Consider the following 24,212-nt stretch of genomic DNA (forward strand, 5'->3'; position numbering starts at 1 on the left):
ACGGAGATACGTCGGAGACTCACTCTGAAAGGGTCGTGTTAGCTTTAGCATCGATTCCACCAGACGGCGGAGGCTTTGAGCCACGATTCGACGGTCGGCAGCTGCGCGTTCGAGAACGTATTTGAGAACGAAGAGGTTCGACGTTTTACCTCACAGAAGATATGTTCGACGGCGTTCCGATTTTCACGGCGGCACACGCGAAATCGAAGGTCGAGTCGGTCGAGTGCAGCTTTGAGATGAGCGGCGTCATCGACGAGAAACGTCACGTCCGAGACCTGCTGTTTCTCGCGGAGTTCACGAAGGAACAGCACGGTGAGTTGCGTCTTCCGCGTCTGAAGCAGCCGAATATGGATGAATTGGTTCGTATCGGGACCGACCGCCGCCAACAGCCAGTGGCGCTGGCTGTTGACACGGATCAGCGTTTCGTCAACCGCACTCTGATTCGGATCACCGTCACTGTCGGGCAGTGGGTCGGTGTTCTGTATCCAGGTGCAAGCTGCCGTTCGACTGCCTTCGACACACAAATTTTCGGTTTTCTGTGTAATATACTAAGGCGATAATTCAGTGAAATCGAACTGAAAACTGAATATCCACGTGGGTCACGACCTCGGGTGTCCGTTGTCGGGCCACACGTTCCACGGCGATCCACTCCGTATCTCGGCTGAGGCGGTCGATTACGGCCAGAGGACACTCGAACATCGATCGCTTCGTTCCCGACGTACCCACGGCGGGTAGGAGAGGCGCGTCAGCTACCCGTGGGTGAACGGGTCAAAGAGACACGTCTGTTTCGGACGCGACGTCGTTCCAGCGGGGCCTCGCCACCAGTCAGGTCGTGTTCGGCGAGACGACAGACCAGTTCGACGTGTCGACCGTGTGACCCTCGAACACCGAGTGTTCGGGATAGGCGGTCACGAGGAGGTACTCCGTACGAGTCTCGAGATACGAGACGAGCGTCTGCTGGTTCGCGTCTGTGAGGCCACCGAGGTTGTCGACGAGCATGATAGGCACCGAGTCGGGCGTGTCGAACGCGTCTCGCCCCGCCAGCGCCGCGACGATGCCGAGCAGTTCGACCTCCCCCTCGCTGAGCGCGTCCAGGCTGGCCTCCCGACCGTTGCGGGCCACGACGAGCTCGAACGCCGAAGTGAGTCTGGCCGTCTCGAATCCGGTGTCGAAGCGGTCGAGTAACGCGCGTAACTCGTCTTCGAACGCCTCGCGGGTCTGTCGCTTCAGGGACTGCTTCCGGGTCCGAAGCCGGGTTATCTCCTCGGCGAGTCGCTCGTACTCGGCCTCGAGTGTCTCCTGCTGGTCGGCACGCGTCTCCAGCGTTGCGAGTTCCTCTCGGGCTTCTTCGAGGCGCATCCGCGTGTACTTCAGTTCGCTCTCGACGTCGGTCAACCGGTCGTCCTCCGCGCTGACCTCGTCCGAGAGCTCCTCGATTCGACGCTCCAGTTCGTCACGGCGCTCACGAGCCCGCTCGAGGCTCGTCTCACGGTCTCCGAGCGTCGACTGGAGGTCTCTGATACGCTCTTCGAGGTCGGCCTGTCGGCGTTCAGCGTCGCGTCTGTCTTCGATGCGCTCCTCGAGTGTCTCGACCCGTTCGTGGGCGGCGTCGGCCTCCGAGCGGAGCGTTGTCACGCGCTCGCCGAGCGCGTCGAGTCGCTCCTCGACCGTCGCCTCGTCGGTTTCCTCCCCACAGGTCCAGCATCGGACGGTGTCGTCCAGAAGGTCGTGTTCGACGTCGGTGATGAGTTCGAGGCGGTCCTCGTCGAGGATGCGTTTGGTCGGCGCGTACACCGACTGCAACAGTTCGGTGTCACGCTTCCGGCGGTCGTATCGCTCGCGTGCCTGCTGGAGTTCCGAGGCGAGATCGTCCGCCGGGGCGGGGACGGACAGCGCTTCGAGCGACTCCCGGCTGTCGGTGAGTTTCTCTTGCGTCCGCTCGACGCTCCGCTCGAGGCGCTCGATCTGGCTCTCGAGGTCTTCCTGTTCGGCGAGGGCGTTGCCCAACTCCTCGCGCTCCGCCGAGGAGTCCTCGCCGATGCCCGACCGCTCGACGAGGTCGGCTCGCTCCTCGCGCAGCGCTCCGAGTTCCTCCTCGAGCGTCGTCACACTGGACCGTGCCTCGGGAAGCGAACTGGCGGCTTCGGTGGCGCGTTCCAGTTCCGCCTCGACGCTGCTCCGTTCGGCGCGTAGTTCCGAGATCTGTTCGTCGATGTTCTCGAAGTCCAGCGGGCGGGTAAGCACTGACTCCAAGTTCTCACCCTGCCTGACCGCTCGTCTGACCGCGTTGTCCTCTCCGAGGAACGCGAACAGCGACGCCGCCGTCCGCGTCGCCCTGTCCTCGAGGTACGGGTTCCCCCGGGTGGTGACTGTTCTTCCCTCCCGGACGAGTTCGACCTCGTACGTCTCCTCGCCGACGTCGAGGCGAACGCAGCCGTGGTCTTCGCTCTCAGTGAGGTCGCGTGCGGTCCCCATGACGGTCTCGACGGCGGTCAAGAGACTCGACTTTCCCTGCCAGTTCGACGCTCTGACGGCGTTCACACCGGGTTCGATCGTGACGTCTCCGGAGTGGATGCCCGCGATGTTCTCGATGGTGAGGTGCCAGGACATCTCACTCAGACACCGCCTCGGCGCCCAGGTGGTCCTCGCAGACGAAGCCCCGTTCGATGGCGTCGTCGAAGGGGATGCGAATCAGACAGTCCGGACAACTGAGCAGAATCTGCGTATCGACCTCCGCGCCGGAGCCGCCGGGGAGTCGGCCCTTCGAGTCGAGCGATCGAAGCGCCTCGTCGACCTTCGAGGCGGTGACTCGCCGGGCGACGCTGACGCTCTTCTGTTCCCACTCGGTCTCCGCCTCGCGGACGGGCTTCTCGCCCCCGAGACAGTCCTTGAGGTGGGTCCGCATCGTACTCCACGAGACCGTATCATCGAGGAGGCCATCGGCGTCGATACCTGCCCCACGGAGGTCGTCCAGCACGTCCTCGCGGACGAGGTCGTCGTCGCCAGTCAGCGCCTCGTAGTCGCTCTCGATTCGCTTCCCGGTGGTCTCACGACCGTGCTCGTCGTAGACGGTCTTCAGGAGACGCCTGTTGAACCACGCTGCCAGTGTCCGGTACCCCGCCGAGTCGCCCTCGTCGGCGCCCGTCCACCGGGTCAACAGCCGCTCGTCGACCGTCGCGTATCTCGTGACCGTGTCATCGAGGTCGTAACGCTCGGTCACGATGTCGATTTTACACCGGCCCTCGGTCATTGACACGTCATTGGTGGAAACAGGACATAAACCTGACCGTGATCTGATCGTGGTCACGGGTCCTGCCGTGCGCGCGACGTCTGGTTCACGGATGCCGACACAACGCTTTTGCCGTCACCCGAAGATACCGTTTCATGATACCGTTTGTCACGGTGTGTCGACTGACGACCTGGGGTGGGAACGGGACACGAGCGACGGGGGGAGACGGCCGACGATGAGCGCCGAGAGACCGTCCGTCGTCGTCAGGGATACCGACAGCCTACCGACCTTCGGCGGCGACGGGTTCGCCAGCCGCATCATCGCCGACGAGACGGTCGGTGTCGAACACGTCAGCGTCGGCGTCGTCGAGTTCGACGCCGGCGCACGGGGCGCTCGACACGTCCGCGAGGTCGAGGAGATCGTCTTCGTCCTCGATGGAAGGGGGCGCATCTGTACCGACGAGGAGGTGTTCGACCTCGCCCCCGGCCAGGCTGCGATCATCCCGCCCGGCGTCCACCACTACCACGAGAACGTCGGCGACAGTCGGCTCCGGAAGCTCTGGATATTCGCCCCACAGGGTCCAGAACGAGCGATTCGAGATCGCGGAAGTGAAGAGCCGTGAGTGACGTCCTCATCACCAACGTCGGCGTCCTCGTGACGGGTGACGTCGAGAACCCCCGCTCGAACGCCGAGTCGGTGTACGTCGCCGACGGCGTCGTGCGTGAGGTGGACGCGACCACGACGACCGCGGAGACAGTCGTCGACGCCCGTGGTGCGACGCTCGCTCCGGGTCTCATCGACTCGCACGTCCACCCGGTCTTCGGCGATTACACCCCTCGCCAGCGAACGCTCGGCTGGTGTGAGAGCTACCTCCACGGCGGCATCACGTCGATGATCTCGAACGGCGAGCCACACCTGCCAGGGCGCCCCCCGGACGTCGAGAGTGCGAAGGCGCTGGCCACGCTCGCCCACAAGTCCTTCGAGCGTGAGCGCCCCGGCGGCGTGAAACTCCGTGGTGGCACCCTCATCCTCGGTGACGGGATGACGGAGGACGACATCGAGGACGTCCACCGAGAGGGCGTCGAGCGACTGAAGTTCCTGATGCCGGTCGAGGACCGCTCGCTCGGTCGCGACCTGGTCCGGTGGGGACACGACCGCGACATGGTCGTGCTCATGCACTGCGGCGGGACGAGTCTGCCCGGCGTCGAGTCGACCGACGCGGAGCTGTTCGTGGACATCCAACCCGACATCGCGGCCCACACCAACGGGGGACCGACGCCCGTCCCGGACGAGGAGGTCCGAAAGCTGGTCACCGAAACCGATCTGGTGCTCGACCTCGTTCTCGCGGGCAACCAGCGCGTCGCGGTGGACATCCTCCAGCTGGCGGCCGACCGAGACGACCTTCACCGCGTCCAGCTCGGAACTGACACGCCGTCGGGAACAGGCGTGACGCCGCTCGGCGTCCTGCTGGAGGCGGCCATCCTCGCGAGCATGACCGACGTCCCCCCCGCCGAGATCCTCTGTCTGGCCTCGGGCACCACGGCGACACACCACGGGCTCGACACCGGCCGAATCGAACCCGGTCGGCCCGCCGACCTCGTACTCCTGGACGCGCCGAAGGGCGGCCCGCGGGACGACGCGCTCGCGACGCTGGCTCACGGCGAGTATCCGGCGGTCGACAAGGTGTGGGTCGACGGCGAGTTACTGGTCGAGCGCAGTCGGAACACGGCTCCAGCGAAGACGCCCGCGGAGGTGCTGTGAGTATGGCCGACTCCACACCCGAGGTCCGGAAACGCGTGCTCCGAACCGAGACGACGCTTCGAGACGGCGAGCGTGAACTCGCCGAGCCGGTCACGAAAGCCGCGGCAGTCGCCGTGCTCACGAACCCCTTCGCCGGCACCTGGCAGGACGACCTCGAACGCCTCACGGACTGGGGAGCGACGCTCGGTGAGACGCTCACCCGAGCTGCCGTCGACGCCCTCGGAGGGGCGGAACTCGTCGAGAGCTACGGGAAGGGCGGCATCGTCGGCTCGGCGGGAGAAGTCGAACACGTCGCGGCGATGCTCCATCCGGAGCTCGGTGGGCCGATGCGTGCGGCCGTCGGCGGCGGCGAGGCGATCATCCCGAGCGCGAAGAAACACGGTGGCCAGGGGACGTCGCTCGACGTCCCGACCCACTACAAAGACGAGGCGTACGTCCGCTCACACTACGACGCGATGGAGGTCCGGGTCCACGATGCGCCCCGCGACGACGAACTGCTCCTCGCGGTGGTCGTCACCGACGGCGGTCGGTTCCACCCCCGTATCGGTGGACTGACGAAGGGGGAAGCGAGCGAGCGACAGCGCGACGACAGGTGAGCAGATCGTGAAGGAGAGCGCACGCGGCGACACGTCGTGAGGAGTCTGGAGGCGCGTTCAGGGATCCAGGTGCTCGGACGGCATCCTCGTCGGAGAAACGGTCGGAGGTCCCCCGAGCTGTATCCGAACGTCTCCGGCATCTCTCGCGAGTGTTCGTCGAACGATGGCGGGTGTCGGCGGATGGCCGTCAACGCCGCCAACCGACCGTCTGTCCGGTGGCGTCGCCGGACTCGAGGCGGAAGCGCACCGCGAGGATGGCCCGTGCCGCGTACACTCCCGCGCCGACGTCGGCGAGTACGACGCCCACGCGAACGGGGTGGTGCCCAGGTGGTGGGCGGGGTGGTCCGAGTCGCCGTCCGTCGGCGGGTGCCACACCCGAGGTCCGGCCACCGAGTTACATCCTACAGAACGTCCCGACCGGCACCTGCGAGGCGACGAGACGGTCCCGCCGCCGAGCGGTCCCGTCGTCGAGCGGTACGGCCCCGGCGTCGAGGTCGCGTGGTGCTCCCACTAGCTCACTCGTAGGCGGCGAAGCCCGTGAGATCCTCGCCGAGGATGAGCGTGTGGATGTCGTGGGTTCCCTCGTAGGTGTAGACCGTCTCGAGGTTCGCCATGTGACGCATCGGCGAGTAGTCGGCCGTGATGCCGTTGCCACCCAGCATCTCGCGGGCGATTCGCGACTGGTCGCGGGCCATCCGCACGTTGTTCCGCTTCGCCATCGAGACGTGCTGAGGACGCAGGTCGCCGCGTTCCTTCAGGTCGGCGAGCCTGTGGGCCAGAAGCTGTGCGAGCGTGATCTGGGTCGCCATCTCCGCGAGTTTGTCCTGCTGCAACTGGAACCGGGCGATGGGGCCGCCGAACTGCTCGCGCTCGGTCGCGTACTCGCGGGCGGTCTCGAAGCAGTCCCGGGCGGCGCCGACGGCGCCCCACGCGATGCCGTAGCGGGCCTGGGTGAGACACGACAGCGGCCCCTTCATCCCGGTGACGCCCGGGAGGACGTTCTCCTCGGGGACGAACACGTCGTTGAGGCCGATTTCGCCGGTGATAGACGCACGCAGCGACAGTTTCTCGTCGATCTTGTTCGTCGTCACCCCGTCGCGGTCGGTCTCGACGAGGAACCCGCGAACCGGGGTTCCCTCGGTCGTGTGGTCCTTCGCCCAGACCACAGCGACGTCCGCGATCGGGGAGTTCGTAATCCACGTCTTCGACCCGTTCAGCACGTAGCCGTCCCCGTCCGCTTCGGCGCGCGTCTCCATCGCCGACGGGTTCGACCCGTGCTGTGGTTCGGTGAGTCCAAAACAGCCGACGACCTCGCCCATTCCCAGCCGCTCGAGCCACTCGTCTTTCTGTGCCTCGCTCCCGTAGGTGTAGATGGGATACATGACGAGCGCCCCCTGGACCGACGCCATCGAGCGCAACCCCGAGTCACACGCCTCGAGTTCCTGCATGAGCAGACCGTACGCCGCCTCACTCACACCAGGCAGGCCGTAGCCCTCCAGGTTCGGCGCGTAGAATCCCATCTCGCCCATCTCGGGGATGAGTTCGGTCGGGAACGTCCCCTCGATCCAGTGCTCGCCGACGTCCGGCCTGACCGTCTCCTCGACGAACTCCCGTGCGGTGTCCCGTATCAGTCGCTCCTCGGCGGAGAGGTCTGCCTCGAGTCCGACGTAATCCAGCATAGTTCCTCGTTGTATGCAGTGGGTAATAACCGTATGGTGGCGTTGAACAACGTGAAATACCATGGGCACGAACCGGGCGGATATGGCACGTGTCGTCCGCCGAGTCGTGGCAGTCGTCGTCGGCGTGCTCCTCCTGGCCGGGAGAGCAACGGCGCACGACCCGCCGGACACGCGGTTCGACGCGCCGATTCCGCTCGAGTTGCTCCTCCTCGGTGCAGCGGCGGCCGTCGGACTCACTGCGCTCGTGCTCACCGCCGGAACCGACGCCAGCCTTCGCGGCTCGGGTGGGGAACTCGCGCGACTCCCCGTCGGCGTCGTCCGATCGGTGCTGACCGGCTCACGCCTGGGGTTTTTCGCGCTCGTCGCCTTCGCCCTCGTCGCGGCCGTCTTCGGTCCCGTCGAGCGGAACCTCGCGACCCCCTTCGTCTGGGCAGTGTGGTTCAAGGGTGTCGGTCTGCTCGCGGCCATCGTCGGCAACCCGTGGCCGACCCTCTCGCCGTGGGAGACGGTAGCCCGTGGGGTCACACGACTCCGGGGTGGGCGGCCGACCCTGTCGTATCCCGCGTGGCTCGGCTCCTGGCCCGCGCTGGTCGGCGTCCTCCTCCTCGTCGGCGTCGTCGAGAACCTCACACGGGTTCCGGACGTACCGCGGGAAACGGCGGGACTGGTCGGTGGCTACGCCGCTCTCACGCTCGCCGGGGGCCTGGTGTTCGGCCGGACGTGGTTTCGTCGGGCCGACTGCTTCGACGTCCTCTACGGACTCTTCGGTCGGGTCGCTCCAGTGGAACTCCGCCGGACCGAGGACACGACCTGCTCGCTCCGCTGGCGCCCACCGTGGGAAGGATGTACGACTCCCGTCACCGGTACCGTCGCCGCCGCCATCGTCGTCGCCGCCGTATACATCGTGAGCTTCGACGGCGTCCTGAACACCATCCAGTACCAGTACTTCCTCGTCGACGTCGGCGTCCTGCTCGGGACGGGGGTCGGGGTCGAACTCCTCACGTTCCTCGGCGGCTACCTCCTGTTCGTGGCCGGCTTCGTCGTGCTGGTCGGGACGAGCGAACTGGTCGGCGGCCGTGATGACGTTCGCGGTGCCCTCGCGGCGTTCGCGCCGACGGTCCTGCCGATCGCGGTCGCGTACGAGGTGGCACACACCTACCCGTTCGTCCTCCGTGGCGTCGTCACCGTCGGGGCAACGCTGGTCGGGGTCCCGCCGGCCGACCCCATCGGGTGGCTCTCCGTCCCGGCGTTCTGGGCGTCGCAGGTCGTGCTCATCACCGTCGGACACGTCGTCGCCGTCGTCGCCTCACACGTCGTCACCGCACAGCGGTACGCCACGGCGCGCTCCGCCCGGCGGGCACACCTCCCACTGACCGTCCTCATGATGGGCTACACGGTGCTCTCCCTGTGGATCATCTCCCTTCCCGTTGTTCGGTGACGCTCCACCGCTCTCACACGCCGACGTCCCCCCACACTTATGCAGTGACACGTGTATGCGTACCACATGGAACCAGACGGCGCTGACGATGCCCAGCCCACGGAGACCGCCGACCAGGACTACGTCTTCGAAGCCGGAGAGACCGAGTTACGACTGAACGGTCGCCACGACGTGTCGAAGTTCGACCTCAAGGACATGGAAAAGATGGACCTGCTCACGTTCGAGACGGAGGAGCGCGACGGGGAGACGGTCGTCACCTCGTGTACGTTCGACATGACGGCGCTGGCGGCGGTCGTCGGCGAACTCGACGTGGTCGAGCGGAAGATGGGCAACGACTGGCGCGAGACGAGCTGGAACCCCAGGGTCCGACTGAAGTATCTCAAGTAACGAGACGGCAGGTCGGACGTCGGTGTCAGTCGTCGCTGGTGCCAGCCTGCGCGTACCGATCCGGTCGGGACATCGAATCCATCTGTTTGCCGTGGAACTCGTACGCGGCCTCGAACTTCAGGTCGACGATCTCCCAGACGCGCTCCTGTGTCTCCTCGTCCGTGGCGAACCGTTCGAGCACTTTCTTGCCGAGGTTGATGTGGTTTCCCTCGTCGATCTTCGCCTTGTGGATGACGTCCTTCGTGCGTGGGTCGACGATGTCCTTCTCCATGATGGCCTTGAACGCCTCGGCGAGCGCCGGTTCGCCGGCGCAGTTGAGGGCCGTGACTATCTCGATCGGCTCGTCCCAGTCTGCGGTCCGTTCGAGCAGGAAGAGGTCCTCGTCGGTCGGTTCGTAGTGGATGACGTTGGGGTCGCCGCCCAGTTCCTCGACACGCCGCGAGAACAGCTTCGAGTGTTTCACCTCGTCGCGGATCTGGTCGCCGAGCCCGAGCATGATGTCGATGTTCGAGGGGTCGATGTCCCAGGCACCGTCGTAGAGCATCGACATCACACGCACCGGCGGGATGACACCCAGGTAGAACTCCGACCACATGAACCCCTGTAGCATCGGGATGAGGTCGTCGCCGGTGATCGTGTCGTCGGCATCGAAGACGTCTTCGGCGAGCTGTTTCCCCCGTCTGTTCGACTCGCCGATGACCGCCTTGGCGAACTCCTTGCTATCCATTACCATTGTAGTAGATTGTTACCGTGAGACACACTTAGCAGTACCGGTGGTGGTGTCGACCGAACGCCCCGGGGCGGTCAGTCGAACTGGTCGTCGGCCCACTCGGCCTCAGCCTCGGTGAGTCGGCCCTCTTCGACCCACTGCTCCAGATTGGCCACGATAGCCATGTCGTGTTCCTCGCTCTCCTCGGTTATCTGGACCCACTCGGGCTCGTCGATGAGCTGGAGGTAGTAAAACTCCGTGTACACGTCGCTCTCGTGGTATCCGTAGCGGACGGCGTCGACGCGATCCCTGACGATGGCGCTCCGACCGTAGTGGACGTCGACGAGAATCGGGCGGCGTCCACCCGGGATGAAAAACGGCGGAAGTGTGCCGTCCTCGGTGGGTCGGCGCACCAGATACAGGTCACCGTCCAGCCGTTCGACACTGGCGTCGTCCCAGTCGTCGGGGAGGTGTCGCGTCAGGTCGCCCGGCGGCTCCGTCTCTTCGGAGGTCATTTCACTCGTACCACACGAGCGACACGCTTAGCTGTTCGGGCGACAGCGACGTGTGTCCGGACCGTGGCTGTGGCTCGTCCCCCTCGTCCCGAGAGCTGGACGCGGGCGACGACACCGTCGTGGGGACGGGGCCCGTTCAGAACGACTGGCTGGTGAAGTCGGCTGCCGGCGCCGTCGGCGGCTCGTCGAGTTCGAGTTCGGTGATCACCTCGAGGTCACCGTCGGTGATGCGGGTCATGTAGCGGTCCATGAACGCCTGGTGGTCCGCACCCCGGATGAACTTGTCACCCTGTGGGAAGTCCACGCCCTCGTCGACCGACGGGCCGGACTCGAACCACTCGATGAACGCCTGGTTGTCGTCCGCCGACGCCCAGCCGGACTCCTCGACAGCCATCTTGATGAACGAGAGCGCCTCGTAGGCCACCCAGTACTGCCGGACGAGGTTCTGGTCGGCGTCGTCCACGGCAGCGAGTTCACGGAGGTGGTTGTTCCCCTCCGTGTCGAGTGAGGGCGGCAAGCCGGTCAGGAACGTCGCACCCTCCCCGGCGTCCTGGATGTCGGTGACGTTCACGCCCTCGATGGAGGAGATGTCGCCCAGCCGTTCGCCGGGCACGCCGAGATCCGCCGTCTGCTGGAGGAAGTTTATCGACGACGGGAGGATGAGCGCGCTGAACAGCACCTCCGTCTCGTCGGGAACGTTGTTGAGATACGAGTTCAGGTCCGTGGTCCCGATCGGAACCGGGATCTCCTCGATGACTTCGCCCTCGCCGTCGATGAACTCCTTGATGGCGGCGAGCCACTGCTGACCGAACGCGTAGTCCTGATAGATGACCGTCCACTGCGAACCCAGGTTGTCGAGCCCCCACCGAACGCCGAGCGACGCGTTCTGTTTGATCTCGTGTGCCGTCCGGACGATCCAGCGGTTGCCGTCCTCGCCTGTCGTCGACGGTGCCGACCCGCTGGGGAAGTACGGCGTCTGCAACTGTCGCGCCAGCGGTGTCGTCGCCAGGTTCACACCAGACGAGAACGAGCCGACGACGAAGTCCGCGTCCTTCTGCTGGACGAGTTTTCGGAACGCCGTCGCGCCCTGCTTGCCGTCGGTCGCGGTGTCCTCGACCACCAGTTCGACGTCCATCCCGTTGATGCCGCCGTCGGCGTTGAGTTCCTCGACGTAGTTGGTGAGCGTCCGCTCGAACCAGAAGCCGTACGTCGAAAGCGGCCCAGTCATGTCACCCTGTAACCCGATGGTGACCGTGCCGGACATCGACCCGCCGTCGCCGTCGCTCCCGCCACTGCCGTCTCCGTCACCGTCGCCGCCGTCGCCGCTGCTCCCGCCGCCGCCGTCGCCACTGCTCCCGTCGCCACCGTCACCACCGTCGCCGCCACCGTCGCCACCGTCGCCGCCACCGCCGGTACACCCGGCGAGCCCGACGGTACCGGCCACGCCGAGGAGTTCGAGGACTGTTCGTCTGTCAAGGTCTTCGTAGGGTCGCTTCATGATTGTTTAGGGTATTGGGGGTTTCAGCGTGTGCTCGCCAACTTGACAGAGGTTCTCTGCCATGGTAGAGTACCACACATCCATCGTCGGATAACCCTCTTAAACCTATTGTAAGATGTGTTATATAACTGAGCCGACTGCTACAGTCCCGCGGCCAGGTCGCGGACCCGATCGACGAGGAGCGTCCCGTCGTCGAGGACGAGTTCGCCGTCGAGTTCGACGGTCGGGCGCGTGACGAGGCCGTCGAAGTGGATGTCGCTCCGCAGTTCGCCGCCGAGGCTCGTGTCGTCGCCGATGGCGAAGTGGACGGTGCCGCGTCGTTTCTTGTCCTCGGCGAGGTTGCCGATGAGCCGTGCGTGTTCGTTGGTCCCGATGGCGAACTCCGCGAGGTTGCCCGCGTTCTCGCCCGCCTCGTCGACGATGTCCCGGAGCTGTGCGGCCTCGTCCCCGCCGGCGATGTCGGTGACGGTTCCGTCCTCGAACGTGAGTTCGATGGGGTCGTCGAGGAGGCCGATGTTGTCCATCGAGTAGTCGATGACGACGGTGCCGTCGGTTCCCGGTTTCGCCGGACAGGTCGGCGACTCACCCGGCGGGAGCGCCGAGAAGCCGTAGTCGTGGAAGTAGCCGTCGAGGGAGAACGCGTCCGATCCCGCCAGGTTGAGGTGGATGTCCGTGCCCGCGGCGCTCGTGACGTGGGCGGACTCGGCCGCGCCGAGCACGTCGCGAACGGCCGCGGTCACCTCGGCCAGTTCCGCGAAGTCGGTGTTCATCCCGCCCTCGATCATCATCTCCTCGGTCACGCCGCGCAGGACGACGACGCGGGTGCCGGCCTCGGAGGCAGCGAGCCGGGATTGGGTGTGCGTGATGGCGTGTGTGGTGGCGGTGACGGCGACGTCGGCGGCTTTCATCCCGGCGGCGACGACGTCCGGCGGTTCGTTCCCGTGGGCGTCGAGCCGTGGCATGACCGCCAGCGTCGCGTTCGCGCCGACGGCGCGGGCCGCGTTCGTCATCGCCCGGCCGACCGAGACCTTCTCCGGGTCGGAGACGACGAACACCTCCTCGTCGGCGGTGACGTCCGTGAGTTCGGTGACGATTCGGCTGGCGACTGGACTGAGTTCGAGGTCTATCATGTTCGGTGTGCGTCCGTGTCCGTGTGGCTGTCTGACGGTACTCTCGGGGGGACTGAGAGCGTGCGGCCTCGCCGAAGGCGGTCGAGAGGCCGCCAGCACCGGCTGGGGAGCGGGTCCCGCTCCCGTGTCGGTCTCGAGGGGCGCACGTCACTGCACCCCGAGGTACCGCTCGAGGATCTCCTCGCTCTCGCGTAGCTGGTCGGGCGTCGCGTGCTCTTGGATGCGGCCGTTGTCCATCAAGTAGACGCGGTCGGCGATGTCGAGCACGAGGTCGACGTTCTGCTCGACGAGGACGATAGCGTAGCCCGCGTCGGCGATGTTCTGGGTGATATCGGCTATCTCGGGGATGAGCGCCGGCATCAACCCCTCAGTCGGTTCGTCCATCAGCACCAGTTTCGGGTCACGCACGAGGGCACGGGCCATCGCGACCATCTGCTGTTCGCCGCCAGAGAGCGTGCCGGCACGCTGGTTGAGGCGTTCCTCCACGCGGGGAAAGCGGTCGTAGACGGCCTCGAATCGGCTCTCCTGCCGGGGCGCTGTGCCGAGACCCATCCTGAGGTTCTCGTGGACGGTCAGGTTGGGGAACATTCCCCGGTTCTGCGGGACGTAGCCGATCCCACGGTTGGCGATATCGTCCGAGCGGTTGCCGGTGATGTCTTCGCCCTCGAACGTGATGCGACCGGACCGCGGCGGCGTCAACCCCATGACGGACTTCATCGTCGTCGTCTTGCCGACGCCGTTGCGGCCCAGCAGGGCGACCACCTCGTCACCCCCCGCCTCGAAGGACACGTCGTGGAGGATATGACTCCGGTCGTAGAACGTGTTGATGGACTCGACGGAGAGCATCAGTGACCCCTCCCGAAGTAGACCTCTTTCACCTGTTCGTTCTCGCGTATCTCGTCGGGCGTCCCCTCCGCGATGACTTGGCCGTTGTGCAGGACGGTGAGCGTGTCGGCCAGACGCATCACCACGTCCATGTCGTGTTCGATGAGCATGATGGTGATTTCGCCGTGCAGTTCCTCGAGGAGGCCCGTCACCTGCCGTGTCTCGCTCGCCGACAGCCCCGCGGTCGGTTCGTCCAAGAGGAGCAGGTCCGGGTCGCCGGCAAGCGCCAGGGCGATTTCCAGCACCTTCTGGTCGCCGTGTGAGAGGTTCTCGACGGTCGCGTCGGCGTTGTCCTCGAGCCCGACACGCGTCAGGATCTCCATCGCACGGCGCTTGCCCTCGACGTCGCCGGCGTAACTCCCCAGCGGGTTGAGGGCGGCTTTCTGACCGTTGAGTGCGCCGAGGACGTTCTCCATCACGGTCATGTCGGGAAAGACGCTCGTGATCTGAAACGCCAGCGACATCCCCTGCCGCGTTATCCGGTGTGGCGGCATATCGGTGATGTCTTCGCCCTTGAACCAGATGGTGCCCTGGCTCGGGTCGAGCATCCCCGAGAGCATGTTGAAGAACGTCGTCTTGCCGGCACCGTTGGGGCCGATGAGACCCCGGAGTTCGCCCGGCGCGAGCTCGAAGTCGACGCCGTCGACCGCGACGAATCCGCCGAAGCTCTTCCGCAGTCCCTCCGTCCGGAGGACGGGACCGGCGTCACTCATCCCCGGCCACCTCCCGGCCTGCGACGTCCTCGTCGGCGACACCGCCGCCGCCGCTGCCGAGGAGCCGATCCTTCAGGCGGGTCCACAGCCCGAGGAGCCCCTGGGGTTCGAGGACGGCCGTCGCGACGAGCAACACCCCGATGAAGAGTGGGTAGGCGTCGGTCAGTTCGCTGACCTGGTTCGCGGTGAGTTCGATGAGCGCCGCACCGAGCACGGCGCCGAACAGCGTCCCACGGCCGCCGACGAGCGTGAAGATGATCGCGTCGCCGGAGACGATGAGCGAGAAGTCCGACGCGCTCACGAAGCCGGTGATGAACATCGAGAGCGCCCCAGCGAGGCCGGCGAACGCGCCGCTGGCCATGAACGCTCCGAGTTTGTAGACCGTCACGTTGTACCCGAGCATCTGTGCGCGGGTCTCGTTCTCGCGAATCATCCGGAACGCGAGGCCGACCGGCGACGTGACCAGTCGGTACATCACCGCGAGCGAGACGAGCAGTAGCGCGAGCACGAAGTAGTACCGGAAGACGGGTTCGACCAGCGAGTACGAACCCAGCCCCGGGAGCGTTATCTGCGGCACGACGACCGTCAGACCGTCGGTCCCGCCGGTGATGTCCGTCAGCGACGCGGCCGCGAGGTGTGCGATGAGCGCGATGAGAATCGTCACGATGACGAACCCGTGCGAGGAGACCCGCACCGCGATGAGACCGAGACCGATGGCGACGACGCCGGTCACGAGGAACGCGATCAGGAGCGCGAGGAACGCGCCCATCCCGTAGTCGTTGATGGCGAACGTCGCAGCGTAGGCACCGACACCGAAGAACACGGAGTGACCGAACGACAAGAGCCCCGTGTACCCGTACAGCAGGTCGAACGCCGCGCCGTAGAGGCCCAGCGCGAGGATGGTCGCCCCCAGGAACAGTCCGAAGGGGTCCGCGAACATCGGGACGAGCGCGGCACCGACGACGATGGCTACCCAGAGGAGGTGCCGGGGGGTGAGTCGACCCAGTGGCGTCTCGACGTCGACGCTCATATCGCTCCCTCCTCGAAGACGCCGTCGGGACGGACGAGTACGAAGGCGATCATGATGACGAGGGTGAGGATGCGCGCCTCGACTGGCGCGATGAACACCGCCCCGAAGTTCTCGAGCAGTGCGTAGACGAGGCTCGCGACGAGCACCCCCTGTAGCGAGCCGAGACCACCGACGATGACGACGATGAAGGCCACCGCGAGGATGTCCAGCCCCATGAGGTGGTTGACGCTCACGATGGGCGCGAGCAGTACGCCGGCGAGTGCCGCGAACATCGCGCCGAGCGCGAAGGTGAGCATGTACACCTTCGAGGTCGGCACGCCGAGGGCCCCGGCTGTCTCACGGTCCTGTCGGACGCCGCGCATCCACATCCCGGTCCGCGTCCGCATGAGGAACAGATACAGCAGCCCCATGAGGACGATGGCTGCGATTGCGACGATGATGCGGTACGCAGAGTACGAGAGCCCGGCGAACTGTAGCGTCGCCGTCACCGGTGCCTCGATCGTCCGAGTGCCCGGTCCGAACGTCAGCAACGCGACCTGCTGGAAGATGAGCAGGAAGCCGAACGTCGCGATGAGCGTTATCGAGATGTCGTCCTCGATGGGCCGGAGGACTACCCGCTCGATCCCGAGTCCCAGTACGCCGACTAGGAGCGGCGCTAAGAGCAGCGCGACGTAGAAACTCCCGGTCGCATCGATGAGGAACCAGCCGATGACCGCCCCCAGCATGTAGAGCGTTCCGTGCGCCATGTTCACGATTTCGAGCAAACCGAAGATGAGGTTCAACCCCAGCGCGATGAGCGCGATGGTTATGCCCCAGGTGAGCCCGTTGAGCAGCGCGATAGCGAGGTCGCTTTCGAGGGCCATCGTGCTCAGAACGACTGGCTCGAGAGATTCGCCTGCACGTCGAACGTGGGGCTGTCAACCTCTACTTTCTGTACCACCGAGAGGGATCCGTCGGAGATCTCCTCGATGAACATGTCCATGAACGCCTGATGATCCTCCCCGCGGAAGAACTTCGGCCCCTGCGGATAGGCCGCCGACTGTTCGACCGAGGGGCCCTGCTCGAACCACTCGATGAACGCCTGATTGCCGTCAGCGGACTCCCAGCCGGTCGCCTCGACGGCGTCTCTGATCCACGACAACGCCTCGTAAGAGACGAAGTAGTGCCCGCCGTTGAGTATCTCGTCCGACGAGTCGACCCTGGCGATCTGTCTGAGTGTTCGGTTGTGTTCGTTGTCGAACTCCGACTGTTCGCGTGGGAGCATGGTGACGTACGACGCCCCTTCGGCCCCCTCGTCGAGGCCGCTGACGTCGACGCCCTCGACGGACGCGATGGGACCGAGCCGCGAGCCCGGCGTCCCGAGGTCGGCACTCTGCTTGAGGAAGTTCAGCGCCGACGGACCGACGAGTGCGTTGAACAGCACTTCGGTGTCGTCGGGGACCTTGTTCAGATACGAGTTCAGGTCGCTCGTCCCGACCGGCACCGCGATCTCCGCCAGCACCTCGCCGTCGGACTCCTCGAGTTCCTGCTTGACCCAGTCGCGGTACTGCTGGCCGAACGCGTAATCCTGGTACATGATGGTCCACTTCGACCCCAGGTTCTCCAGCCCGTACTGGACCGCGATGATGGCCGCGTGACCGGTGCTGTGGTTGTTCCGGACGACCCAGCGGTTCGAGTCAGCGCCGGTGATAGAGGGTGCCTCCCCGATGGGGAAGTACGGCACCTTCAGTTGCTTCGCGAGCGGGTTCGTCGCGATGCTCACGCCGGAGGACTGCGACCCGATGACGAAGTCCGCACCCTCCGACTGGACGAGTTTCCGCATCGCCTGTACGCCCTGTTTGCTGTCCGTCTCCGTGTCCTCGACGACCAGCTCGACGTCGCGGCCCGCGATACCGCCGTTGCTGTTCAGTTCCTCGACGTACCCCTCGAGGACACGCTGGTGCCAAAACCCGTAACTGGCGAGGACGCCCGTCAGGTCCGCCTGGAGGCCGATAGTGATCGGCTCTGACATCGACCCACCGTCGCCGTCGCTCCCGCCGCTGCCCTCTCCGCCACCGTCTTCACCACCGTCGCCGCCGTCGCCGCTGCTCCCGCCGCCACCGTCTCCACCGCCGTCACCGCTGCTCCCGCCGTCTCCACCGCCGCCGGTACACCCGGCGAGTCCCGCCATTCCGCCGACCCCTGCGATGCCGAGGTTGCGGAGCGTCCGACGTCGGGAGATGGTACGACCCTGGACTCGTCTCTCGTCGTCCGGATTGCTATTCGTTGTCATAGGTCACGACTCTACGATTTTTACTAAGTATATATAAATGTTGCCGACAGCACGCTCCTCCACCCGACGGCTACCTGCCGACGCTCGACACACCACGGAGGGCCCCGATTCAGGGGTCAACGGTAGTTTTAACACCTCTCGACGGACACACCTCCAGGTGGTGGTTGTGTGAACTATTACCAACCAGGGTCGCTATCCGAGGCATCTGAACTGCTGTCGGCCGAGCAGGGAGCGAAGGTCATCGCGGGTGGGCAGAGCATGATGCCGCTCATCCGACAGGACATCGCTACCCCCGACGCGCTCGTCGACATCACCCGCGTCGACGAACTCGACACCGGCGTGACCGTGACCGACGACACCATCGAAATCGGGGCGCTCGTCACCTACCGGGAACTCCTCGAACACGACGTCTGTGCGGACCTGCCGCTGTTGCGCGACTCTCTGGAGGCCATCGGCGACCGGCAGGTCAGAAACGCCGGGACCATCGGCGGCGGCGTCGCCCACGCCGACCCCGCACAGGACCTCCCGCCGGCGCTGCAGTGTTACGGGACGGACGTCGTCATCTCCGACGGTGAGTCGGAGCGGACCCACGACATCAACGAGTTCTTCATCGACTTCTACTTCACCTCGCTCGCACCGCACGAACTCGTGACGCGCGTCGACGTCCATCGGCCGCCGCCGGGCGCGGGCGGTGCGTTCGCCAAGCACGCGCGGACTCCCGGCGGCTTCTCGGAAGCGGGCGTGGCCGCGCTCTGTCTCCCCGACGAAGACGGCGACGGCTTCACGGCGGTGCGAGTGGCGTACTGCGCCGGAGCGCCGGTCCCGAGACGCGCGCCCGAGACGGTCGAAGCCGGGCTCACCGGCACCCTCACCCGCGACGACGTCGCGCGGGCCGCCGACGGGATCGTCGACAGCCTCGACAACGTCGGCGACGTCGGCGACTACGACGAGGCCTACAACGACCACGTCTTCCGCGTGTTGACGAAGCGGGCGCTGACGACGGCTGCGGAGCGGTCCGCCGGCCCGGAGGTGCGAGCGTGAGTACCGACGACGCCAGCGCCGACTCGAGCGCCGCGCTGGGTGACGAGATCGTGCTCACGCTGAACGACGAGGACCGGGCGCTGTCCGTCGAAGCGGGACAGTCGCTACGGGACGCACTCAGGGCGAACGGCCTCACCGGGACGAAGGACGGCTGCGAGGTCGGCAAGTGCGGCGCCTGCACCGTGCTCAAGGACGGGCAGGCCGTGAAGTCCTGTCTCGTCCCCGCACACCAGGCCGCCGAGACCAGCGTGACGACGATCGAAGGGCTCGCCACCGACGGCGAGTTACACCCCGTACAGGACGCGTTCATCGACTGCTTCGGCCTCCAGTGCGGCTACTGCACGCCGGGGTTCGTGATGACGACCGTCGCACTGCTCTCCGAGACCCCCGACCCCTCGCGCGAGGAGATTCGCGACGAACTGAAGGGGAACCTCTGCCGGTGCACCGGCTACACGAAGATTTTCGACGCTGTCGAGGACGCCGCGGACAGGCTGGAGTAAGTCGGGCGGCACCACCGCGACCCCGCGACCCGACGACTCGTTCTCGACGACGGCGACCCACTTTCCACGACAGCGACCCACTCTCGACGACGGCGTCCCACTCTCGACGACGGCGACCCACTTTCCACGACGACAGCGATTCGTTCCGAACCAGCAGCCGACAGTCCCAGGGAGTGGGACCGCCGCCGCGTCACTCTCCCCAGACGAGATCGTGCGACAGTGCCGAGACCACCCGGTTGGGCGAGAGCGGCAGTTCCGTGAGGCGCGCGCCGGTGGCATCGGCGACGGCGTTGGCGATGGCCGGCCCGATGGGGATGAGCGCCGATTCGCCGACGCCCTTCGCCCCGAACGGTCCCGACTCCTCCAGGGAGGACTCGACGAGGTGGCAGTCGATGCTCGGCGTGTGGAGGCTCGTCGGGATGTGGTAGTCCATCAGTGACGCGTTGAGAATCTGGCCCTGGCCGTCGAAGTCGACCTTCTCCATCAGTGTGTGGCCCATCCCCATGACGGCACCGCCCTCGATTTGTCCCTCGACGAGCGCCGGGTTGATCGCCCGGCCGACGTCGTGGGAGGCGACGATGGTCTCGACCTCGACGGTTCCCGTCTCGACGTCGACCTCCACGACGACGCCGTGAGTCGCAAAGGAGAACGTCGGGTACGGACTCCCCTCGAACGTCTCGAGGTCGAAGTCGAACAGCGGGCGACAGGTTCCCATCCCCGTCATGAGCAACCCCTCGTGGACGCACGAGCGGGTCACCTCCTCGAAGGCGATTTCGTGCCCCTCGGCGCGGACGGTCCCGTCCTCGACGACGACGTCGTCGGGCGCCACGCTGACGTCGAACTTGCTCGCGAAGAGGTCGACAGCGTGGGTACGGACCGTCCGGAGCGCGTCGGTCGCGGCCTCCCTGATGGCGTTGCCGGAGACGTAGGTCTGTCTGCTCGCGGAGGTCTTGCCCGCCTCGGGGGCGTGGGTGCTGTCGGCGACGAAGCGGACGTCCTCGATCGCGAGGCCGAGCGTCTCGGCGGCGATCTGCGTCAGCGCCGTGTCCGACCCCTGGCCGACCTCCGAGACGGCGCTCTGGACGGTCGCGGTCCCGTCGGCGTGTATCTCACAGAAGGCGCTGGAGGGGTGGTGATGCCCCGTCTTCCCGCAGCCGTACCACATCGAGGCGACGCCGACACCGCGGTGCCTGGTGGGGTCCGCCGGTTGCTCGACGGTCAGCTCGTCGAGCGCCTCGGCGACGTCCTCGATGGTCTCGGGCAGGCCCGCGGCCTCGATCTCCTGCCCGGTCGTCGCGGCCGGGCGCGACCCGTCGAAGGCGTTCCGCCGACGGAGCTCGATGGGCGCGATTCCGAGCTCCTCGGCGACGAGGTCGAGCGTCGACTCGATGGCGAACGTCGTCTGGAACATGTCGAACGAGCGCATCGCGCCGCCCCACGGCTTGTTCGTGTAGACGGCTCGTCCGGACGAGCGGACCGTGTCGACGTGGTACGGGCCGGTGCAGTGGACCATCGAGCGGACGGCGACCGCACTGGAGAAGGAAGCGTACGCCCCGCCGTCGACGGTCACGTCGGCGTCGACCGCCCGGAGCCGTCCGTCCTCGTCCGCGGCGATGCGGTACTCGAGTGTGAGGGTGTTGCGCTTGACCGTTCCCTGAAACTCGTCGTCGCGCTTGTACCGGACTCTGACGGGACGCCCCGTGACCCACGCCGCCAGCGCCGCATAACAGGGCTGGTTGTGTTCGAGTTTCGAGCCGAAGCCGCCGCCGACGGCGGGCCGAGTCACCTCGATGTCGCGCTCTCTGATGCCCAGCACGCGGGCGACGTTCGCGCGGTCGCCGTGTGGGTGCTGGGTGCTGGTCCACACCTCGACGGTGTCGTCGTACGCCCGTCGCGCGACCGCGGCCTCGGGTTCGAGCGGCACGTGGTCGATCATCGACGACTGGTAGGACTCCTCGACGACGACGTCGGCGTTCCCGAACGCGGCGTCGGGGTCGCCACGGCTGTAGGCGTACTCGTCGATGACGTTCCCCGACTCGTGAATCGGCTCGGCGTCAGCGTCGGTCGCCTCCCCGGGCGTGAGCGCCGCGGAGAGCTTTTCGTACTCGATCTCGACCCGATCGGCGGCGCGTCGAGCCGTGAGTTCGTCCTCGGCGACGACGATCGCGACGGGGTCGCCGAGATACCGGACCTTCTCGCCGTTGAGGATCGGCTGGTCCGGCGTGATGACGCCGATGTTGGGCTCGCCCGGGATGTCTTCGGGGAGAACCACGTCGACGACGCCGTCCGTCTCGAGCGCGTCGGTGGGATCGATGCCGGTGACCAGCGCGTGGGCCTCGCTGCTGCGGACCAGCGACGCGTGCAGGAGGTCGTCGAAGGGGAGGTCCGCGGTGTAGTCGGTGTCGCCGGTCACCTTCCCGAGCGCGTCGACCCGCCGCTCCCGCTCGCCCACCGGGCCCCGCGGCTCGGAGTCAGTCCGCTGGTCGGCTGTCTCCTGGTGACTCATATCACACACGGTTCGGACGGCAGATATTATACTTACCGCCGAGACGCTGTACCCGCCTCGTCACCGAGAGTCCCTCCGCGGGCCGGTCGCACGCCCGTCTTCAGCGTCGCCTCGTTGTGGGCGGTCCCTCTGCAAGCTATTTGTATCCGTGCCACACACGAGACTCGTATGCGGATCCGAGACCTGACGATCAGGGTAGACGAAGAGACCAGCGTGCCGCCGAAGCTCCCGACCTTCCGACAGGGGCGCGTCGTTCGCCACGAGGAGTCGAACTACGAGAGCGACTTCATGGCGACCACCACCCACATCGGCACCCACATGGACGCGCCGTATCACTTCGACGCCGACGGTCGCCGCATCGGCGACATCGAACTCGAGGAGACCATCCGCCACACGAAGCGGGCCGACGTACGCGACGTGTCCGAACCCAACGCGGAGATAACGCTCGACCAGGTGCGAGAGCGACTCCCGAGCGACGTCGAGGAGGGCGAGTTCCTCTTCGTCCACACGGGCTGGGCCGACGAGCACGTCAACACCCAGCGGTTCTACGGCGACAACCCGTACTACGCCGAGGAGATCGCCGAGTACGTCGTCGACACCGGTGCGCGTGGCCTCATCACCGACGCAGCCATCGACCCTGGCGACCAAGGCTATCGGAACCACTACACGCTCCTCGAGGCCGACAAGGTCATCGTCGAGAACGTCGTCAACTGCGACGGCCTGCCCGACGAGTTCACCACGTGGGTCGTTCCGATGCGGCTGAAGAACGGCGACGGCGCGCCAGCACGTGTGTTCGTCGTCGAGGACCACGAATGAAGGTCGCAGCAGTCCAGTTCGAGGCGGGCCCCGACGCGACGCCCGAGGAGAACCTCGAACGCGCGATGACGACGCTCCGCGAGACGGCCGCTGCCGCCGACGTTGCCTGTCTCCCCGAATACTTCGCGACCCCGTACTTTCCCGCCGAACAGGACAGCGAGGCGTTCTCGCTGGCCGTCCCCGTCGACAGTCCGTTCGTCGACGAGATACGGGAGACCGCCGCCGACATCGACACCGCGGTCGTCGCGCCCATCTTCGAGGAGGGACAGCCCGGCGGCCGCTACTACAACACGGCAGTCGTCGTCGACACCGACGGCGAAATCGTCGGAACGTACCGGAAAATGCACCCGTTCGAGCGTCCGGGCTATCACGAGAAGTACTACTTCGCGCCGGGCGACCTCGGTGTGCCGGTGTTCGACGTCGGCGGGCTCACGATCGCCGTGATGATCTGTTACGACCGCCACTTCCCGGAAATCGCTCGGGTCGCGGCGCTCCGCGGCGCCGACGTCGTCTTCGTCCCGACCTGCAGTTTCGGCGACGAGAACCGCGAGAGCGTCTGGGTCGGCGAACTCACCGGCATCGCCGTCTCGAACTCCATCTACGTCGTCGGTGTCAACCGCGCGGGCACCGAACGGGGCGAGAGCCACTTCGGGCTCTCGACGGCCATCGACCCCACGGGACGCGAACTCCAGACGCTCGACGCCGACCCCGACACGCTCCTCACGACGGTCGACCCGGACCTGGTACAAGACGTCAGACGGACAACGAAACACCTAAACGACGTTCGTGCTGAACTTCTTCCGGACTTGAACGACCTCTGACGGCGACGAGACAATTGACAACTCATCCACAATAAAACACGGGCTTAGGGTGTGTTTTTCCGTGGACGGTCGCACGGTTCGCTAGCCACGCGGGTGAGGCGAAGAATTAAGAAGGCGGTTGGTAATTGGTGGCACGATGGAGTTCGAAGGTGAATTTAGCGTCGCCGCCAGTCCCGAAGAGACCTGGGCGTTCCTGCTCGACCCCGAGGAGCTGTCGTCCTGTATCCCGAACTGCCAGGACGTCGAGGTGATAGACGAGTCGCACTACACGGCGACGATCGGCATCGAGATCTCGTACATCTCGGCGACGTTCGACACGAACGTCGAGATCCTCGAACAGGACGAGGAGGAGTACCTGAAGGTCCACATCACGGGCAACGCCGAGGAGGGCGATAGCCGAATGGAGGCGACCGGCGAGATGTGGATGACGCCCCGCGACGACGGCGGGACGGACGTCGAGTACCGCAACACGGTCGACGTGACCGGCCGCGTGATGAACATGGGGAGTCGCATCGTCAAGAGCGTCGGCCAGCGCCAGACCAACAAGACGGTCGAAAACATCCAGGCCGGACTGGGCGACGCGTAGCCCAGATCCGCGGAGCGACGCGCTCGCGAACGCATCGGCGTCTTCCGAGCGAACTAGCGTCTTCGATTCCCCGCGAGAGAACCGGGCTGTTCGAGGCGAA

At 66.1% G+C, this 24,212-nt stretch carries 23 protein-coding genes and 1 pseudogene; 10 read left to right on the top strand and 14 right to left on the bottom strand.

From position 1 onward, the window contains the following. Nucleotides 1–44: 44 nt before the first annotated feature. The 3 genes and pseudogenes from FZP69_RS00680 to rdfA all read right to left on the bottom strand — a co-directional run bounded on the left by FZP69_RS00680 (nt 45) and on the right by rdfA (nt 3,250). Nucleotides 45–684, bottom strand: a pseudogene (locus FZP69_RS00680) (DDE-type integrase/transposase/recombinase). 141 nt (nt 685–825) lie between these two features. After that, complete coding sequence (locus tag FZP69_RS00685; RefSeq protein ID WP_152039478.1) at nt 826–2,610, bottom strand: archaea-specific SMC-related protein; 1,785 nt, start codon at nt 2,608–2,610, stop codon at nt 826–828. Nucleotide 2,611: 1 nt separating this feature from the next. After that, nucleotides 2,612–3,250: a rod-determining factor RdfA gene (rdfA, locus tag FZP69_RS00690; protein ID WP_152039479.1), complete on the bottom strand. Its 639-nt coding sequence runs from the start codon at nt 3,248–3,250 to the stop codon at nt 2,612–2,614. Between the two features lie 214 nt (nt 3,251–3,464). On the opposite strand from rdfA, the gene FZP69_RS22225 reads away from it, so the two are divergent. The 3 genes from FZP69_RS22225 to FZP69_RS00705 are packed head-to-tail and all read left to right on the top strand — an operon-like array spanning nt 3,465 to nt 5,586. Continuing rightward, nucleotides 3,465–3,851, top strand: coding sequence for a cupin domain-containing protein (locus tag FZP69_RS22225; RefSeq protein WP_192918408.1), 387 nt, complete (start codon nt 3,465–3,467; stop codon nt 3,849–3,851). Further along, complete coding sequence (locus tag FZP69_RS00700) at nt 3,848–4,990, top strand: amidohydrolase family protein (RefSeq protein ID WP_152039481.1); 1,143 nt, start codon at nt 3,848–3,850, stop codon at nt 4,988–4,990. Before FZP69_RS22225 ends, FZP69_RS00700 begins: the two co-directional genes overlap by 4 nt. A gap of 2 nt (nt 4,991–4,992) precedes the next feature. After that, on the top strand, nt 4,993–5,586 hold the full coding sequence (locus tag FZP69_RS00705; protein ID WP_152039482.1) for an amino acid synthesis family protein: 594 nt from the start codon (nt 4,993–4,995) through the stop codon (nt 5,584–5,586). Nucleotides 5,587–6,101: 515 nt separating this feature from the next. Here FZP69_RS00705 and FZP69_RS00710 read toward each other — a convergent pair. After that, nucleotides 6,102–7,265, bottom strand: coding sequence for an acyl-CoA dehydrogenase family protein (locus tag FZP69_RS00710; protein ID WP_152039483.1), 1,164 nt, complete (start codon nt 7,263–7,265; stop codon nt 6,102–6,104). 82 nt (nt 7,266–7,347) lie between these two features. On the opposite strand from FZP69_RS00710, the gene FZP69_RS00715 reads away from it, so the two are divergent. Together FZP69_RS00715 and FZP69_RS00720 are read left to right on the top strand one after the other, a co-directional pair. Further along, complete coding sequence (locus FZP69_RS00715; protein ID WP_152039484.1) at nt 7,348–8,703, top strand: hypothetical protein; 1,356 nt, start codon at nt 7,348–7,350, stop codon at nt 8,701–8,703. Nucleotides 8,704–8,769: 66 nt separating this feature from the next. Continuing rightward, complete coding sequence (locus tag FZP69_RS00720) at nt 8,770–9,090, top strand: hypothetical protein (protein WP_152039485.1); 321 nt, start codon at nt 8,770–8,772, stop codon at nt 9,088–9,090. Between the two features lie 25 nt (nt 9,091–9,115). Here the strand turns inward: FZP69_RS00720 and FZP69_RS00725 are convergent, their stop codons facing one another. The 9 genes from FZP69_RS00725 to FZP69_RS00765 all read right to left on the bottom strand — a co-directional run bounded on the left by FZP69_RS00725 (nt 9,116) and on the right by FZP69_RS00765 (nt 17,842). Beyond that, the gene (locus FZP69_RS00725) at nt 9,116–9,823 is read right to left on the bottom strand and encodes a ferritin-like domain-containing protein (protein WP_152039486.1); all 708 of its coding nucleotides are present in this window, start codon (nt 9,821–9,823) and stop codon (nt 9,116–9,118) included. Between the two features lie 71 nt (nt 9,824–9,894). Further along, on the bottom strand, nt 9,895–10,314 hold the full coding sequence (locus FZP69_RS00730) for a hypothetical protein (RefSeq protein WP_152039487.1): 420 nt from the start codon (nt 10,312–10,314) through the stop codon (nt 9,895–9,897). A 136-nt stretch (nt 10,315–10,450) separates the two neighbouring features. Beyond that, nucleotides 10,451–11,812 (bottom strand): ABC transporter substrate-binding protein, encoded by a 1,362-nt coding sequence (locus FZP69_RS00735; RefSeq protein WP_152039488.1) that lies wholly within the window; start codon nt 11,810–11,812, stop codon nt 10,451–10,453. A gap of 140 nt (nt 11,813–11,952) precedes the next feature. Next, nucleotides 11,953–12,942, bottom strand: coding sequence for an aminopeptidase (locus FZP69_RS00740; protein WP_152039489.1), 990 nt, complete (start codon nt 12,940–12,942; stop codon nt 11,953–11,955). A gap of 147 nt (nt 12,943–13,089) precedes the next feature. Continuing rightward, a complete protein-coding gene (locus tag FZP69_RS00745) occupies nt 13,090–13,788 on the bottom strand; it encodes an ABC transporter ATP-binding protein (RefSeq protein WP_152039490.1) in 699 nt (232 codons plus the stop codon). Beyond that, nucleotides 13,788–14,540 carry an ABC transporter ATP-binding protein gene (locus FZP69_RS00750; protein ID WP_152039491.1) on the bottom strand — a complete coding sequence of 251 codons (753 nt, stop codon included), beginning with the start codon at nt 14,538–14,540 and terminating at the stop codon, nt 13,788–13,790. The genes FZP69_RS00745 and FZP69_RS00750 overlap by 1 nt, the downstream gene beginning before the upstream one ends. After that, entirely contained in the window at nt 14,533–15,570 is a 1,038-nt protein-coding gene (locus tag FZP69_RS00755) for a branched-chain amino acid ABC transporter permease (protein ID WP_152039492.1), read from the bottom strand. Before FZP69_RS00755 ends, FZP69_RS00750 begins: the two co-directional genes overlap by 8 nt. Continuing rightward, nucleotides 15,567–16,433, bottom strand: coding sequence for a branched-chain amino acid ABC transporter permease (locus FZP69_RS00760; RefSeq protein WP_152039493.1), 867 nt, complete (start codon nt 16,431–16,433; stop codon nt 15,567–15,569). The genes FZP69_RS00755 and FZP69_RS00760 overlap by 4 nt, the downstream gene beginning before the upstream one ends. 5 nt (nt 16,434–16,438) lie before the next feature. Then, nucleotides 16,439–17,842 (bottom strand): ABC transporter substrate-binding protein, encoded by a 1,404-nt coding sequence (locus FZP69_RS00765; RefSeq protein ID WP_192918409.1) that lies wholly within the window; start codon nt 17,840–17,842, stop codon nt 16,439–16,441. 168 nt (nt 17,843–18,010) lie between these two features. Between FZP69_RS00765 and FZP69_RS00775 the strand changes: the two genes are divergently transcribed. Then, a complete protein-coding gene (locus FZP69_RS00775; protein ID WP_152039495.1) occupies nt 18,011–18,883 on the top strand; it encodes an FAD binding domain-containing protein in 873 nt (290 codons plus the stop codon). Next, nucleotides 18,880–19,383 carry a (2Fe-2S)-binding protein gene (locus FZP69_RS00780; protein ID WP_240137407.1) on the top strand — a complete coding sequence of 168 codons (504 nt, stop codon included), beginning with the start codon at nt 18,880–18,882 and terminating at the stop codon, nt 19,381–19,383. The genes FZP69_RS00775 and FZP69_RS00780 overlap by 4 nt, the downstream gene beginning before the upstream one ends. 190 nt (nt 19,384–19,573) lie before the next feature. On the opposite strand, the gene FZP69_RS00785 is transcribed toward FZP69_RS00780, so the two are convergent. Beyond that, a complete protein-coding gene (locus FZP69_RS00785; RefSeq protein WP_152039496.1) occupies nt 19,574–21,889 on the bottom strand; it encodes a xanthine dehydrogenase family protein molybdopterin-binding subunit in 2,316 nt (771 codons plus the stop codon). Between the two features lie 168 nt (nt 21,890–22,057). Here FZP69_RS00785 and FZP69_RS00790 point away from each other — a divergent pair, with 168 nt between their 5' ends. The 3 genes from FZP69_RS00790 to FZP69_RS00800 all read left to right on the top strand — a co-directional run bounded on the left by FZP69_RS00790 (nt 22,058) and on the right by FZP69_RS00800 (nt 24,112). Further along, on the top strand, nt 22,058–22,705 hold the full coding sequence (locus FZP69_RS00790) for a cyclase family protein (RefSeq protein WP_152039497.1): 648 nt from the start codon (nt 22,058–22,060) through the stop codon (nt 22,703–22,705). Further along, nucleotides 22,702–23,526, top strand: a complete 825-nt coding sequence (locus FZP69_RS00795) for a carbon-nitrogen hydrolase family protein (protein ID WP_152039498.1) — start codon at nt 22,702–22,704, stop codon at nt 23,524–23,526. Before FZP69_RS00790 ends, FZP69_RS00795 begins: the two co-directional genes overlap by 4 nt. Before the next feature lie 136 nt (nt 23,527–23,662). Continuing rightward, entirely contained in the window at nt 23,663–24,112 is a 450-nt protein-coding gene (locus FZP69_RS00800) for a CoxG family protein (protein WP_152039499.1), read from the top strand. The last annotated feature ends 100 nt before the right edge of the window (nt 24,113–24,212 follow it).

The sequence above is a fragment of the Salinigranum salinum genome, from assembly GCF_009176545.1.
GTDB lineage: Archaea > Halobacteriota > Halobacteria > Halobacteriales > Haloferacaceae > Salinigranum > Salinigranum salinum.